General features: G+C 69.8%; 14 protein-coding genes. 9 read left to right on the top strand and 5 right to left on the bottom strand.

Annotation, left to right across the window (positions count from 1 at the left end; translation table 11 throughout):
* Positions 1–171: 171 nt before the first annotated feature.
* The 5 genes from AB0D59_RS34060 to AB0D59_RS34040 all read right to left on the bottom strand — a co-directional run bounded on the left by AB0D59_RS34060 (position 172) and on the right by AB0D59_RS34040 (position 5,922).
* Complete coding sequence (locus tag AB0D59_RS34060; protein WP_362573908.1) at positions 172–591, bottom strand: DUF6262 family protein; 420 nt, start codon at positions 589–591, stop codon at positions 172–174.
* The gene (locus AB0D59_RS34055; RefSeq protein WP_362573905.1) at positions 581–2,833 is read right to left on the bottom strand and encodes a site-specific integrase; all 2,253 of its coding nucleotides are present in this window, start codon (positions 2,831–2,833) and stop codon (positions 581–583) included. The genes AB0D59_RS34060 and AB0D59_RS34055 overlap by 11 nt, the downstream gene beginning before the upstream one ends.
* Entirely contained in the window at positions 2,830–3,939 is a 1,110-nt protein-coding gene (locus AB0D59_RS34050) for a site-specific integrase (protein ID WP_362573903.1), read from the bottom strand. Before AB0D59_RS34050 ends, AB0D59_RS34055 begins: the two co-directional genes overlap by 4 nt.
* The gene (locus AB0D59_RS34045) at positions 3,899–5,059 is read right to left on the bottom strand and encodes a tyrosine-type recombinase/integrase (protein ID WP_362573900.1); all 1,161 of its coding nucleotides are present in this window, start codon (positions 5,057–5,059) and stop codon (positions 3,899–3,901) included. The genes AB0D59_RS34050 and AB0D59_RS34045 overlap by 41 nt, the downstream gene beginning before the upstream one ends.
* A gap of 98 nt (positions 5,060–5,157) precedes the next feature.
* Positions 5,158–5,922, bottom strand: a complete 765-nt coding sequence (locus AB0D59_RS34040) for a site-specific DNA-methyltransferase (RefSeq protein ID WP_362573897.1) — start codon at positions 5,920–5,922, stop codon at positions 5,158–5,160.
* Positions 5,923–6,574: 652 nt separating this feature from the next.
* Here AB0D59_RS34040 and AB0D59_RS34035 point away from each other — a divergent pair.
* The 9 genes from AB0D59_RS34035 to AB0D59_RS33995 all read left to right on the top strand — a co-directional run bounded on the left by AB0D59_RS34035 (position 6,575) and on the right by AB0D59_RS33995 (position 15,441).
* On the top strand, positions 6,575–7,699 hold the full coding sequence (locus AB0D59_RS34035; protein WP_362573894.1) for a C40 family peptidase: 1,125 nt from the start codon (positions 6,575–6,577) through the stop codon (positions 7,697–7,699).
* Positions 7,700–7,782: 83 nt separating this feature from the next.
* Entirely contained in the window at positions 7,783–8,082 is a 300-nt protein-coding gene (locus AB0D59_RS34030; protein WP_199380682.1) for a DUF6112 family protein, read from the top strand.
* Positions 8,082–8,768 carry a hypothetical protein gene (locus AB0D59_RS34025; protein WP_362573891.1) on the top strand — a complete coding sequence of 229 codons (687 nt, stop codon included), beginning with the start codon at positions 8,082–8,084 and terminating at the stop codon, positions 8,766–8,768. Before AB0D59_RS34030 ends, AB0D59_RS34025 begins: the two co-directional genes overlap by 1 nt.
* A gap of 31 nt (positions 8,769–8,799) precedes the next feature.
* A complete protein-coding gene (locus tag AB0D59_RS34020; RefSeq protein ID WP_362573889.1) occupies positions 8,800–10,182 on the top strand; it encodes an ATP-binding protein in 1,383 nt (460 codons plus the stop codon).
* A gap of 107 nt (positions 10,183–10,289) precedes the next feature.
* Positions 10,290–11,759, top strand: coding sequence for an SCO6880 family protein (locus AB0D59_RS34015; protein ID WP_362573886.1), 1,470 nt, complete (start codon positions 10,290–10,292; stop codon positions 11,757–11,759).
* Positions 11,760–11,802: 43 nt separating this feature from the next.
* Complete coding sequence (locus AB0D59_RS34010; RefSeq protein ID WP_362573883.1) at positions 11,803–12,258, top strand: DUF6238 family protein; 456 nt, start codon at positions 11,803–11,805, stop codon at positions 12,256–12,258.
* Positions 12,259–12,279: 21 nt separating this feature from the next.
* Positions 12,280–13,797 (top strand): ATP-binding protein, encoded by a 1,518-nt coding sequence (locus AB0D59_RS34005; protein WP_362573881.1) that lies wholly within the window; start codon positions 12,280–12,282, stop codon positions 13,795–13,797.
* A 406-nt stretch (positions 13,798–14,203) separates the two neighbouring features.
* Complete coding sequence (locus AB0D59_RS34000; protein WP_362573879.1) at positions 14,204–14,635, top strand: hypothetical protein; 432 nt, start codon at positions 14,204–14,206, stop codon at positions 14,633–14,635.
* Between the two features lie 86 nt (positions 14,636–14,721).
* Positions 14,722–15,441 (top strand): hypothetical protein, encoded by a 720-nt coding sequence (locus AB0D59_RS33995; RefSeq protein WP_362573876.1) that lies wholly within the window; start codon positions 14,722–14,724, stop codon positions 15,439–15,441.
* Positions 15,442–15,452: the final 11 nt, after the last annotated feature.

The raw sequence follows: 15,452 nt of genomic DNA, 5'->3' as shown, positions 1-15,452 counted from the left end.
GGACCCCCTGTTCAGTAGCGATGGCTCGCCAAGAGCCTAGCCCGCAGTTTTCAGCGCGCGCGGCATCCTGCGATCAATCGCGGGTCAGGCCGTAAGCGACAGGACAGCGGGCGCTGGGCTCCGATCCGTTCGAACGGGCGCGGGGTGACAGTTCGGACTGCAACGTGACAGCTATCGCTGCGAGGCACACTGCCCGGGTGGGCTGGTGCGAATTGTCCCGGCGCGTTGTTCACCGAGTGCGCGGGCGAGTTGCTCATGGAGTTGCTTGTTCTCCTCGGTGAGGCGCCGGATGCGGGCGTTGGCGGCTTCAAGGCGTCGCAGCAAGGAAGCATCGGAGGTGCGCTGACGTGCAGGAACCGGCGATCCGGGGTCGCGGCGGTGTGCTACCCGAAGGCGCTCGATCTCCTCTCGCAGGTCCGGCTGGGCATAGAGCCAGGACCGAGACACTCCGGCCCGCTTCGCGACGGTCTCGAAGGTCACCGGCTCGCCCGCCAAGTCGAGGGTTCGGAGGGCCTGGACGGCTTTAGCGCGGGTGCACTCGCTGCGGCGACGGGCGGCGTCGACGATGTGCTGGCTGTTGTCAGCTCGCATCGGCAGTCGCCTCCGGCCGTCCGAGGTCGTCTTCCAAGCTGGTGATGATCTTCTCCAGGTTGCCGAGGACCTGGCGGTTCATTTCGACCACGCGGGCTTGGCCGCGGGCCTCGGCGGCGGAGACGATCTGCAGCAGCTGCTGCTTATGCTCGCGGTGCTGCGGCAGGAACTCGGGGGTTGTGACGAACATCGGGCACGTCAGGCACGCGTTGGCATGCGGACAGGTCCGTTGCACTGGCAGGCCGCAGTAGCCGTTGGGCAGGGCCTGGGTCACGCGCCCGAGTCGCTGTTTGGCCCAGGTGGCCTCGGCCAGATGGCCGTCGGGATCGACGGTGACGCTCTCGCCCTTGATGTTGACCTTGCGGGCCTTCTCCCAGTGCCGGCGGACCGTGGAGTCGTGCAACCGGGCATAGTGGGCGGTCATCTCGCCGGAAGAGTGATCGAGAAGGACGCGTACGACTTCCTGCGGGACGTCCCGGTTGATCAGCCTGGTTCCAAAAGTGTGGCGCCATTGATGGGGCGTCAGATGGACTGGTCGGCCGTGTTCGTCCTGGACGTCGCATCGCTCCAGCCAGCGGTCGAGCTGGCCGCGGTAGGAGTGAGTGGTCAGTGGCCGAGTGCCGTCGGGGTTCATCCGAGGCGCCGGGAACAGCCACTGGCAGCCGCCGGACCAACGTTCAAGGACGCGCTGCTGCTGGGCGGCGATCTCGCCCTCGACCTCCTCGTCAATCGGGACCAGTGCTTCGCGTTTCATCTTCCGGTTGAGGTAGCGCAGGTAGCCGGCGCCGTCGGCGTCCCGGATGATGCAGTCGAAGGCCAGGTGGCAGGCGTCGCCGACCCGCAGCCCGCAGCGCATGAGGATCAAGGTCAGGACCCGGCCGTCGGGGGTGTGCCAGCGGTCGAGGTTGGCGGTCTGTTCGACCTGGGCCATCACGTGCTCGGCCAGAGCCCGCGGCAGCCGCTTGTCAGGGCGGGGGAAGTCATCGGGGTAGAAGGTCGCGTTCGCCGGGAGGCCCTGGTCCCAGCCGTGGCGGCGCACGGCGTGGAAGAAGGCGTTCAGTGAGCTGATGTCCCGGCTGCGGGAATGCGTTGAGCGCGGGTCAAGGGCCAGGTCGGCGAGGTAGCGTTCCAGCACGGCCCGGTCCACGTGGGCCGGCTCGTCGGCGGCGACGCGGGGGTCGGCAAGGAAGCCGGAGAACCGGTTGAGGGCCAGGATGTCGATGACGGCCTGGTTGACGCTGCGGCCGGCGCTCAGCCGCCACCGCACGAACCGTTTGGCCGGCTCGCGTAGCCACGGCTGGAGGATGCGGTCGAACCGCAGCCGGGCCCTGGTGCCCTCGATGCCGAGCCTGCGCAGTTCCCACACATCACGCGGGAACTCGCTCTCCCAGCCGCTGCCGTGGGCGAGGTCCTCCAGGTTCGTGTACGCGTAGCGAAGGAAGGCCAGCTGCCCGTTTTGGCTGTGGCTGGAGCCGCGTCCGGTGGCGTAGTACTCGCTCCACCGTTCCATTGGCCACTCCAGCAACGACGCTGTACCGCTGGCGGCGACCAGCCGGATCACCGGGGCGACGGCCGAACTGTGGGTGTTGACCTGCCGCTCGTCGTGACGGCACTGGAGGGCGTATTGCAGCTCCAGCCGCAGCTGCCGTTTCCCACCAAGCGGCCGGAAGTCGAACCGGTCATCCCCAGCTGCCTCGCAGCGGCGCACGAACTCCTCGATCTCGGGCCTGCCGACGGCCTGCCACCGGGAGGTGTGGTTGTGGCAGAACGCCGACTTCCCCTGGGCCCACAAGGTGCAGAACGACAGCCGGCAGACGCGTTGGCCGCTGTCCTCGACAGTCGGCAGGCCAGCTACCCACGTTCTCTTGTCGGGCTGGCCCGCTCGCTCCCAAAAGCCGTGGTGGCGCACGCACAGGCCCTGCCGGGCCGCCCCGAATCGGCATCCGGCGACGGCGCACGCCGTCAGTTCCGACCGCCCGATCGGATCGGGCCCGGGATCGGCGATGAAGGCTTCGACATCCGGTTTCCCTCGCCGCTGCCAGCGGTAGTAGTGGCCCCGGCAGAGCTGGCGGGTGCGGGGCTGGCGCGAACATCCAGGAACCCGGCACGAGCCCAGCCCGAAGATCAGTTCGCCGGGCGCGGGGATGAACACGTCCACGCGGAACTCCGGCCGGACGGCGGCCATCAGTTTGCCGAGCAGGCCGGCGCCGGGGGCCGGAACGGCAGGCATCACGTCGCTCACCAGCACACCTCCCGGCCGGTCAGGAATCCTGCGGCCTCCAGGGCCCGGCGGGCATCCTCCACGGACAAATGACCGTAAACGTCGTGTGTGGTGGCGATCGACGAATGTCCGAGCAACGTGCTGACCACTTCGATCGGCACCCCCTGCCGCAGCAGCAGGGTGGCCCGGGTGTGCCGGAACCAGTGGGGATCGAAGTCGAACCCGACCTCGCGCCGCAGCCGCAGCACCAGGTCGTAAACGGACGCGTAGGTCAGCGGATGACCGTAGGAGCCGCCCCACAGGTTGACGAACATGTAGTCGCTGTCCAGGTCGCCGTACTCACCGTGCAGGTAGTCGGCGTAGAGCCGCACGATCTCGGGACCGACGGGAACCGTGCGGGGCGAGGCGGACTTGGCCCGTGCCCGGTTGTCGTTGACTCGCGGCGTCACGGTCAACTCGCCTTCAGCCACGGCCAGATCCTCGTGCCGCAGGCCCAGTGCCTCGCCGATCCGGATCCCCGTCTCCCATAGCAGCGCGAACAGGTACCGGTCCCGCAACCGGGTGCAGGCGTCCAGGATCGCCTGGGCCTGGGAGGCGGTCAGGATCGTCGGATGCGTGCGGGGCGTCTTCAGCTTGATCGTGCGGCGGCGCTCGGGCTGACCGCCGGCCAGGTGATACAAGAACGGCTTCCAGCCCGTGCGCCGGGCGCGGACCGGCTGCAGCTCGGTGACGAGGTCGCCGAGATCCACACCGTGACGTGCGTGGAAGACGTACAGGCCGCTGACCGCGGACAGCTTCCGGTTGACCGTGGTCACCCCGCAGTGATGCTCCGCCGAGGGCAGCAATGTGACACTGCCGTCGCGGCCCGCGGGAGGCAGCCGGAGCCAGGCGACGAACTCGCCCAGGTCCTCCAGTCGGACCTCGCGCCAGTCCAGGCCGCCTCGGTCGAGGAAGACGAACCAGTCCTTCAGGTCGTGGGCGTATGCCTTGATCGTGTTCGGCGACCGCTCGATCGCCGTCAGGTAGGCCAGGTACCGCTCGATCGGCTCGACTATGCCGCCCTCATCGCCGAGGACCGTCCACGACTCAAGCGGCGAGTCGGGCATCAGCACCCGTTGCACCAGCATCAAACCTCCCGGGGAACTGCGTGGTGGACGGCGGTAGATAACCACCTCCGCCACACAGATATCCGCCCGCCCCAGGCTCGTGCTGCACGTCATGGACACACCGCTGAGGACTCAAGAGAACCTGTACGAACCGCTCCGGATAGCCGAACTCGACCAGGTGCGTGATGTACGCGTGCCGCAGGCAGTGCAGGTCCAGCTCGTTCGGCAGCCCGGCCGCCGTACGGGCGTGTGTGAACGCCTCGTTCGCACAGTGCCGCGACAGCCGGCCTCGCCGCTCGGTCATCCACAGCGCGGGATGCCGCCCCGGTACGAACAGCGGACGGACCTCGTCCACCCACTGCTCCAGCGCCGGCACGATCCAGTCCATCTCCGGCACGGTCAGCACCGTGCGCCGCTTCGGCGGCCCGCCCCGCGACGCCTTGCCGTAGCGCACGAACAGCGCGCCGAACCGGCCGAAGACCGCCGCCTTCGGGTTGTGCCTCAGGTCGACCAGATCCAAGCCGCACGCCTCCTGACGCCGCAGGCCATAGGCATAGATCGTCTTCAGTAGAGCGGCATCCCGCATCGCCGCCAGCGCCCCCTTGCGCCGCCGGGAGCGGATGTCCTCCACCCGGCCGTCGGCGGCGTCGAACAGCAGCTGCACCTCGTCGTAGGTCAGCGGACGCCGCCGCGGGTCGCCCTCGTACTCACTGACGTGCGCGATGCTGTTCCACTCGTGGAAGATCTGCTGCGGTGCCCGGCCGAACCGGCTCAGGCACTCCCGCGACCAGCCGTAGCGGGGATCGGTGACGAATGCGCAGAACAATCGCAGCACCACCTCGTAGCTCCGGGCGGTTGACACTGCGACGGGCCGGTCCGCGGTCGAGCGCAGATGGCTGATGAACGCCTCGGCCTCGGACGGCTGCCAGTCCCAGGGGTACTGGCCAGAGAATGCGGCGAACCGGCGCACCAACGCGATCCGCGGAGCAATCGTCTGAGACTCCTGCAGGAACCGTGCCCGCTGTTGACGGGCCCACCCCGACAGCATCGCCTCGAACACCGCCAGCTCCGGGTTTAGCAAGGCGACGCCCTCAACCAGCTCCAGAGGGGCGGAACCGGCCAGTTCGTCCGAGTTCGACACCCCAACCTCCCGTTGCATCCAATGCAGCATTGTTGGGGTCGGCGCATCGTCAGGGCAACCCCCGAGGCAGCACCATCGAGGGCTACCCTGATGGTCTGTCAGTCATCGCCAGGACCTGCGAGGACGAAGTCCTCACGAGTGTGAGTCTGTTGCATCGCCTGCAACAGTCGCTGTTCTGCGATGCCTGCATAGTGATCGGAGAGCTCGACGCCGATGAACTGGCGCCCCTCACGCAGGGCGGCGACGCCGGTGGTCCCGGAGCCAGCGAAGGGGTCGAGGACCGTTCCACCCGGCGGGCAGATCTTCACCAGCTCCTGCATCACTTCCACGGGCTTCTGCGTGATGTGCACGCGGTCCTTCCGGGGCTGACTCGCCGTGTAGAGACCCGGCAGGTAGACGGGGTTCCGGTCGGCATCGACTGGCCCCTTGGTTCCCCACACGATGTACTCGCACGACTGCTTGAGCCGACCCTTCTGTGGCCGGGAGACCGGCTTGTGCCACGAGGCGATCCCTCGCCAGGTCCACCCAGCAGCCTGGAGCGCGTCCGTCGTCGTCGGCAACTGACGCCAGTCGGAGAAGACGAGCGCGCTGCCGGACTCGACGGTCGCGCGATAGGACTCGGTGAGCAGGAGGGTGAGCCAGAAGCCGTACGAGCGCTGGTCTCGGTTCTCTCCGGGGAAGTTGGCGAGGTCGTGCTCGGCGTCGGCCGAGGTGTACTTGGAGCGCGCGGAGCGGCCGGTGCGCTCGCCGCTGGTTCGGCCGCCGCTGTTGTAGGGCGGATCGGCGATCACAGCATCGACGCTGTTGTCAGGGATGCCGGCGAGGGCGGTCAGCGCGTCGCCTCGGTGCAGGGTGTACGGCATTGCGCGGTTCTCTCTTCTAGGGGGCTGTTGTGCGCCTGTCTCTCCGCGTACGGAGGGCTGCGCACGTCGGCATGGATCGCTCCGCGGAACTGCGGAAGCAGCCGCCGTGGCGATCAATGCGCCGGAGGTTAACGCCGAATTCCGGCCGCACCCAATGAGGCGGCCTTCGGCTCAGCTCCCCGAAACCGCCCGAGGCACAAGCCGTTTGGTGCGGCCGGATTTCGTCCCTACAGTCTCGCCGTGGTTCGCAGGACGGGACCTGACTCCGCCCCTGCTGACCTGTGTCAATGCGTGCTGTCCCACCCAAGGGACAGCACCGCCGGACACCCCACCGACTGGCTCCCTATCGGCGAAGGGAACTCCCCATGTGGAGAGTGAGATTACGAGCGCGGCTGGCTGCCGCTTTTCAGTAAGTAAGGGGCCAGCGACCGGGATTTATCAGCTCCCGGCCCTGGTTCCCCTGCCTCCCTCATGGATGGCCAATTCATGACCGGCGTGGCGCCGGTGGCCTTTTCGACGAGAACGCCTGCGCCGCGCTGCCTACAAGTAAGGAGCTGCCGATGCAGCATGCCCAGGCGGATCCCTCCCCGGCGCCCAGTTCTCCGTCCTACGGTTCAGCGTTCGGCCGTCGTCCGTGAAGAAGGTCGTAGCCATGGCTGGGGCCGTGGCACTCTGCCCGACGTTGTTGATAGCGCCGGTCGCCGTCGCTCTCGCTGGTTCCAGCAGTGCTCAGGCCGCTTGTTCCGCAGACGGTGCACAGGCTGTGGACAGCGCGGCGGTCGCGAAGCTGGTGAAGTCGATCCTCAAGGGCGACGACAAGGGGTCCGTGTCTGTTTCGGGGCTGGATGACGCCGAGGAGCAGATTCCGAATGCCGAGACGATCCAGGCCACCGGCATCGCGATGAAGGTGCCGGCTCGGGGGCAGATCGTTGCCCTGGCCACGGCTCTGCAGGAGTCGGGGCTGCGGAACCTGGACTACGGCGATCGGGATTCGCTCGGCCTCTTCCAGCAGCGCCCCAGCCAGGGTTGGGGCACGCCTACTGAAGTTCGTGATCCTGTGCACGCCTCCACGAAATTCTACGAGGGCCTGCTCAAGGTCAAGGGCTGGCAGTCGATGACCATCACCCAGGCCGCGCAGGCGGTCCAGAAGAGCGGTTACCGCGACGCGTACGCGAAGTGGGAGCCGCTGGCTACGGCCATCCAGAAGGCCATCGCAAAGTCGCTTGGCATGGTCGGGAGTTCGAGCACGGACAGCGACACCGGCAATGAGGCCGAACAGCCGACCTCCTCGGCAGCTGCCGTGTGCGGCACCGGCGACGACGGGTCCTCCTTCGGCTCGATTCCCGCGGGGTCCGTGCCCGAGGGCTACGAGATCCCGGCCAGCGCGCCCAAGTCCGTGCGTACGGCTATCCGTTGGGGCCTCGGTCAGCTCGGTACGCCGTACCAGTGGGGCGGTACGTGTTCCGCTCCCCACGGCCAGGACCCGATGGGCCGGTGCGACTGCTCGTCCTTGATGCAGGCGTCGTACAAGGCCGGCGGCATCTCGATCTCCCGGACCACGTACACGCAGGTCAAGGAGGGCAAGGCGGTCAGCGTCGATGCCCTCCGGCCGGGTGACCTCCTGTTCACCCGGGGCACGGCCGCGGTGCCGGAACACGTCGGGATGTTCATTGGCCAGGGGTTGATCCTGCAGGCCCCGCACACCGGCGACGTGGTCAAGATCTCGACCCTCGCCGACTGGCGTGCAGACATCGTCGCCGCCCGCCGGATCGTCTGACCGGCCACTTCTCCCTCTCCCCCGCTCCATCTCCCCCCGGGCCCTCGCGCGCCCAAAATCGCACTGGAGTTCAAGTGAAGCTCATGCATCACGCCCAGTACCTGGCGTACAACCCCGGCATCACGCCGAAGGAGGGCGGTCTTCCCGGCCTCAGCGTGCTGAAGAACGTCGTCTCCTCGATCAACCTCTTCGGGATCGTCGCGGTGGTCGGCGCCCTCGCCATCTCGGCAATGGTCTGGGCGTGGGGTCACCACAGCGGTGGCCACCAGGCCGAGGCGAACGGGAAGAAGGGCACTGTCATCGCCGCCGGGTGCGCGCTGCTGCTGGGCGCGGCCAACGGCATCGTCGCGTTCTTCTCGGCGATGGGGACGCAGGTCCACTGATGTCGAGGAAACATTCCCTCTTCGCCCAGGAGCACGCCTACGGGGCGCCGTCCTCGGTCCTGCGGCGTGCCCTGTTGGGTGGCGTCGTTCTGGCCGTACTGCTGGCAGTCGCCGGGCTCCTCGCGTATTTGGCCCGCGCGGAGAGCCCCGCCTCGGCTAAGCCCTCCCCGACTCCGGCATCCACGCAGCGGCCCGCCTCGCCGACGGCAACCCCCAGCGGGCGTGCGGCGGGTGCGGCACCGCCCAAGACGAGCGATCCGATCGTCTTCGCCAAGGCGGCCACCAAGGTGCTGTGGACGTACGACACCCGCGCCGTTTTCCGGGCCGAGCACGTCGCCGGGCTCAAGCGGTGGATGACCGGCGAGAAGAAGTACAACGACTGGGAGTCCGTCTCCGACCAGGTTCCCGGCCCGGTGCTGTGGTCGCGGATGCACGACAACCGCCAGTACGCGACCGCGAAGGTCGGCGAGGGCCACTTCCCTCAGGCGTTCAAGACGGCCCTGGCGCAGGATCCCGGCGCGATCACAGAGGCGTACGTCTACGCCGTCACGGTCACCGGCAAGCAGTCCATCGCCTGGAAGGGCTCCGGGGCCGGGGCTGAGTCCCGCTCCACGACGCTCGCCGTGCAGTGCCGCCCCGACAAAGCCTGTGCCCTGGTCGGCGTGCTGCCGAGCGTCGCGCCCTGATCGCCCCCAATTCCCGAAAGAAGGTGCCCTCATGGGGGCTTGTGACCTTCCCCTGATGAGCGCGGTGTGCGACACCGTCGGCGGCGTCGTCGGTTCGACCGGCGAGGCGATCACCGATGGCATCGGCGCCTGGATCGCCAAGTCGATGGGCGAGCTGGCCCAGTCCGCCGCAGATCTCGCCTCGACGGCGGTCGACAAGACCACAGCTGTCGATCTCAACGCCGAGTGGTTCCGCGGTAATTACGAGTTGCTTCTGCCCATCGGTCTCGTGCTGACCGTCGGCACGTTCTGTCTGCAGTTGATGCGGGCCGCCTGGCGCCGTGACGAGCGCGCTCTCGCGCAGGCGGTGACGGGGACGGTGGCGGGTGTCCTGTTCGCGTTCGTCGCGATCGCGTGCACCACCGTCGCGCTGACCGTGGTCGACGCGCTGTCCGCCGGGTTGTTCCAGGCGGCGGATACGTCGGTCGACGACGCGATCCGCCGCGTCATCGAGGTCAACGACCTCGGTCCGATGTACGAGTTGGGCTGGGCGATACCCGCCATGGTCGGCCTGGGATGTGCCATCGGCGCGTTCCTGTACTGGGCGGTGATGGTCGCCCGCAAGGTCGGCATCCTGGTCCTGGTGACGCTGGCGGTGTTCGCTGGCGCAGGCGGCGGCTGGGAAGTCGCGCGGCGCTGGCGGCGCGGGTGGATCGAGGCCACCGCCACGTTGATCGTCAGCAAGCTGCTGATGACGATCGTGTTCCTGCTGGGCGTCTCGGCCATGGGCAAGAGCGACGCCTCCGACGGGCTCGCCGCCCTGTCCGACGCCATGGCGGGCATCGTCGTCATGGTTCTGGTGATGCTGTGCCCCTACGCCACCTACAAGTTCGTGCACTGGGCGGCCGACGGCGGCGGCCAGGACGACCTGCACCGTTCGGGGGTCGCTGGCGTCGCGGTGGCTGCCGGCGCGGCGAAGACGGCGGGCCAGCTCGCGATGCAGGCTGGCACCGGTATGCGGGCTCCGCAGGGCCCGTCGGAGGTGCCGGGCCAGGGATGGGGCGGTGTCGCCTCCGGTATCGACCCGACCGGCGGGCCGGCCGACGGCGACCAGCCGAAGCAGACCCACTTCCGCTTCTGTGAAGACCCGAACGCCACCGGCGACAAGGGCCGGGCGCTGATCCGGCGGCCTTCCAGCGACGGTGACCGCGGGCAGGCGCTGATCCAGCGGCCCGGCCAGGAGGCGGCGGCCGACGCGGCACCGGTCTCCTCCGGGCCGACGCCCCAGGGCGCGGCGGTGGCGCAGCCGCGCATCACGCACCTGGATCCGCCGGCACCCCGGCGTCCAGGACCGGTGAGCGGTCCTTCGCCGCAGGTCGGTGCCACGCCTCAGCGGTGGGTCTACCCCGAGCCGCCGGGTGGATCGGGCTCGTAGCCCTCGGCTTGCTATGGGGCGGGCTGCCCCTGTCGTCTCCGACGCCGTCCGCCCCGTCTTCTCCCCTTCTCTTTCTTGCTCTCCACGTTCCAAGGACGGCTTCGCCCATGCTCTCCGACACCTCTCAGCCTGACGGCTCGGCCACCGTGAAGTTCCCGCATCGCTCGCGGCGCGGTGTCCTGCTCGGCCTGTCGGCTCCCCAGCTGATCGTCGTCGCCCTCACCGGACTGCTGCTGCTCGCGGTACTGCTCACCTCCGGCGTCACCGGGGCGCTCAAGCTCATCCCGCTGTGGGCGGTCGTTCTGGCGGCGGTGTTCGTCCGCCATCGTGGGCGGTCCCTCGCCGACTGGGCACCCATCGCCGCTCGGTACATGCTGCGTCGCTTCCGGGGCCAGCTGGTCTGGCTCGCCCGGCCGTCCGCTCGGCCGCGCCGCGAGGGCCTGCTCCATCTCCCGGGCACGGCGGCGTCCCTGCGCGTGGTCACCGCCCCGCGCGGACACTTCGGCGCGGTGCACGATCCGCACCACGGCACGCTCACCGCTGTCGTGAAGGTCTCCTCGCGCGCCTTCGCTCTACTCGACCCAGCCAGCCAGTCCAGCAACGTGGTGGGCTGGGGGCGGACGCTGGCGGCGCTGTCGCGCACCGGGCACATCGCCCGGGTCCAGGTCCTGGAGCGCACGATGCCCGACTCCGGCGACGCGCTCAACCGCTACTGGCACGAGCACGGCGACGAGGCGACCCACCTCGCCGGACCGCTCTACCGCGACCTGCTGGCCGCCGCCGGCCCGGCCGCCGCCCCGCACGAGGCGTACGTCGCGCTCGCCCTCGATCTGAAGGCCGCTCGCCGGCTGATCAACCAGGCCGGCGGCGGGCTCACCGGCGGCTTCGCGGTCCTGGCCCAGCTCACCGCCACCTTCGATCAGGCTGCCCGCAACTCCGGCCTGGCGCCCAGTGGCTGGCTGAACGCGGCCGAGATCGCCGCCGTCATCCGTACCGCCTACGACCCTAAGGCGTCGGCCGCCTTGGACCAGTGGTCAGACTCGGGCCGCGCGCGGGCCGAGCCCGCTGCCGCCGGCCCCGTCGTCCTGGTCGAGAAGGCCGACCGGATCCAGACCGACTCGGCCCACCATGCCACGTTCTGGATCGAGAACTGGCCCCGCGTCGAGACCTCCCCCGGTTTCCTGCACCAGCTCCTGTTCACCTCCGGCGTGCGCCGCACGCTCTCGCTGACGTACGAGCCCAAGGGCCTGGACTCCGCACTCAAGGACGTGCAGCGCCGCAAGGCCACGGTGATCGCGGACGCCGCCGAGCGGCAGCGCAAGGGCCAGGTCGACTCCGAGGAGGACTCGGTCGAGTACGCCGACATCAAGCAGCGCGAGCGCCAGCTGATCGCCGGCCACGCCGACGTCGCGCTCACCGGCCTGCTCACCGTCAGCGCCGACACCGACGAGCAGCTCAACGCCGCTTGTGCCGCGATCGAGACCGCCGCCGTCGCCGCCCTCGTCGACCTGCGCCTTCTGACCTGGCAGCAGGCCGAGGCCTTCACCAACGCCGCCCTGCCCCTCGCCCGCCCGTAGCGCACCCGCACCACCCTCTCGCGCTCTACCGAAGGGCACCCTTATGCCGACCGAGCCCCTGCCCGAACTGGCTCCGGACTTCGTCCCGTTCGCCACCGCTGCGCTCGACTTCCACCGGGCGATCAACATTCCGGTCGCCCCCATCGCCGCCGGCCGTGCCGAACTCGACTCCCTGCACGCCCACGTCGTCGCGCTGTACGGGCTGCTCGACGCCCACACCGCCCGCACCACCCCCGTGGCCAGGGCGGAGGGCGACCACCTTCGGGCGTGCCGGATACGGCTGTGGCAGGCAGCCGAGCACCTCCACGCCGCCTTCCACGCCGCCCCACACCCCGGCACCGGCAGCCTCCCCACCCGGGAGGCGTGCCGGGCCCGGCGGCCCGAAGGCGCGCCCGAACTCACCCTGTGCCAGCGCCACCTGGCCACCGCCGCCCACGTCCGCCGCGACCACACCCCGGCCGACCTGCGCGACCCCTTCACCGGCCTCGCCCGCCACTGAACTCCCAGGAGCACCACCACCATGCCCACTCGTACCATCCGCGCCAGCGCCAGCCCGCTGTTCGTCCCGCGCAAGAGCGACCGCCGTACGGCACGCGCCGCCCGTCATCAGTACGCCGCCGCCCGGGAGCAGGCCCGGCACGCCGCATGCCCCGAAGCCCTCTCCACCGCGCCCGGTCTCGACCCTGAGCTGCGTGCCACCTACCCGGCCGCCGGCCGACCGGGCCCGTCCTCCACCCGCGGCGGCCGTCTCAAGCTGCCCGCCCACCGGATGACGACGGCCACCGCCTCCGGGGCCTACCCCTTCCTCGCGGAGGGCGGCCTCGGCGCCCACGGGATCTACATCGGCCGCGACGTGCACGCGGAAGCGGCGTTCACGTACGACCCGTTCGCCCTGTACGGGCGTCTCGATGGCTTCACCAACCCCAACATCCTGCTGGCCGGGGTCATCGGCATGGGCAAGTCAGCCCTGGCCAAGTCCCTCGCGGTGCGCGCCGTGGCCTTCGGATACCGGATCTACGTGCCCTGCGACCCGAAGGGCGAGTGGACCGTCGTCGCCCAGGGGCTGGGCGGGCAGACCATCGCGCTCGGCCCAGGTCTGCCCGGACGCCTGAATCCTCTGGATGCGCCCGCCCGGCCGTACGGCGTCAGCGAGGACGACTGGACGGGCGAGGCCCGTAAGCGGCGCCTTCTGCTGCTCGGCTCGCTCGCGAAGACGGTCCTGGGGCGCGAGCTGCACCCCATGGAGCACACCGCTCTCGACGTGGCACTCGACCAGGTCGTCGCCCACGCCAAGGCCAACGGCACCACGCCGCTGCTGGGCGAGGTAGCCCATGTCCTTGGTTCCCCCGAGCGGCTCGATGCCGCGCTCGGCGAGTTGTCCGGCCGCCTCGGGCGTGCCGCCGAGGACCTCGCCCACGCACTGCGCCGGCTCGTGCACGGCGACCTGGCGGGGATATTCGACGCGCCGAGCACCGTGGCCTTCGACCCGAGCGCGCCGATGCTGTCCATCGACCTGTCCCGCCTCGGCGGCGCGGGGGATGACACCGCGCTCGTCCTGGCGATGACCTGCGCCTCGGCCTGGCTGGAGTCCGCCCTCGCCGACCCCGCCGGAGGACAGCGCTGGGTGATCTACGACGAGGCGTGGCGCGTGATGCGGCACGTCGCCCTGCTGGAACGGATGCAGAGCCAGTGGAAGCTCTCCCGCGGCCTGGGCATCGCGAACCTGATGGTCATCCACCGCCTCAGCGACCTGCTGGCCGCCGGTGATGCCGGCTCCCGAGGCCGGGCCCTGGCCGAGGGCCTGCTCACCGACTGCTCGACCCGGATCATCTACCGCCAGGAAGCCGACCAACTCGCTTCCGCAGCTTCCCTGTTGGGGCTCACCGGGGTCGAGACGCAGGCGGTCTCCGCGCTCACCAAGGGGCGAGGCCTGTGGAAGGTGGCAGGCCGGTCGTTCATTACTCAACATCTTTTGCATCCGCGGGAGCGCGAGCTGTTCGACACGGACGCTCGGATGGGAGCGATCACTCGTCCTTGATCAATCCCGCTTGGGGGCCGGTGCCACGTCTCAGCCCCCACATTCTCCCCGCTCAGAGTGCTCCTAGGAACTCCGCCTTCATGCCTCAGCAGTACAAGATCCGCCGCGTGGTGCATCGGCTCGTCCAGCACTACCTCCGCGCTACCGCGGCCAACGCCTCTCACGGCCATATCCCCCTGGCTACGGGCCCGTTCGGCGTTCTTGATGAATTTCGGCGGCGCGACGCCCGGCAGGCTCCGCCTCCCAACGCATCGGCTCTCCGTCATGGCTGAACGGACACAGACGACGTACGAGGCCACCTCGCCTGTGTCTCGTTCCGGCGCGTCAGCCTCAGAACACCGGGCCTCCGCCGCGGCTCGCAGGAGCAACATTCCTCGACCACGGTCCCACCCTGGTCGCCCACGCCGTGGAGACGCTCCCGTTCCTGGAGCCGCAGGATCGTATGGATGGGCGGTGGGTGTACCGGCTGCGACTGCTGCGCGAGGCTTTGGAGGGCGGCGCGCGTGTTCAGGCCGACTACGAGTTCGTCACCGGTGCGCTCGTGCCGGGTCACCCCCGCGCCGAGGCCGCGTTCGCGAAGGCTGTCGCCGAGCGCGATGCCGAGGGCTGGCACTACGCCCTGACCTGGATGGAGAGCGGCGGCGTGCTCGTCGAGATGGCACGAGCCGAGCGAGCCCTGCGCGGCCGACCCGAACAGTCGCAGCAGCCCGCACAGGTCCAGGCCGCCCGTGCCCGATCCCCGCACACGGTCCGCCATCGCGCCGCGCCAGCGACGGGGTCCGCCGCTGCAGCGCAGTCCGGCCTCCTCGCACACGATCGCGTACGCCGATCCCGCTAGCGCAGATTCCCCGGCCCCGCCAAATCCGTCTTCGGGCCACATCCTCGTCCTCCGCATGGCCCCGACCTCTGCGAGGTGCACCTCTCGTGGCGGAAACACCCCCGCACATCACCGTCGCCCACCACACCCAGTACGGCGTCGTCGCCGCGCTGTCCCACGAGCACCACGTCGCCGATCACCTGCTGCGGCGGATCGGCTTCGAGCGACTGCCCGGCGGCCGCCTGTACGCGCTGACCGAGCCGGACCGCGACCTGACGCGGCGCGGACAGCTGGCGGTCCGGTCATTGCGCGCCGCGCGGTACAGCGTCACCTCCGACGCCGCGTACGACCTCAAGCCCGCCACACGGCCCGATCCCGGTCGAGGTCTCTTCGAGGAGTCGGAGAACCGCCCCGTCGCGGAGGTCCTCGGCGGCGGGGAGGCGGTCTTCGCCTCCGCCCGCGCACTCGACGCCGAAATCCGGGCCGCCCGGATCGTCGTGCACGACCAGGTCCGCGATCCCGACGGCACGTTGCGCGCGGTCGGCACCGACACACGCACCGGCGAGGGTGTGCTGCTGCACGGTGAGGGCGATCTGCGGTACGTCGAAACGCGGCTGGACAGCACGGCCCTCGCGTTCGACGCGTTCTCCTACATCCGCGGCAACGGACGTCCCGATCCGACCCCGGCGACCTGGCAGCGCCGGGCTCAGGCGGCAGCCACCGCCATCTCCCCGGCGCGCGCGAGCACTTCGGTACCACAGCGGCTCGACGTCACAGTCGCCTTCCATCCCGCCCAGGCACCCCGGCAGCCGATCCACGCCCGCTAGGTCATCCGAAC

The sequence above is a fragment of the Streptomyces sp. NPDC048417 genome, assembly GCF_040651615.1.
Taxonomy (GTDB): Bacteria; Actinomycetota; Actinomycetes; order Streptomycetales; family Streptomycetaceae; genus Streptomyces.
Note: the sequence above shows the minus strand (reverse complement) of the source record. Positions and strands in the feature narration are given on the sequence as shown.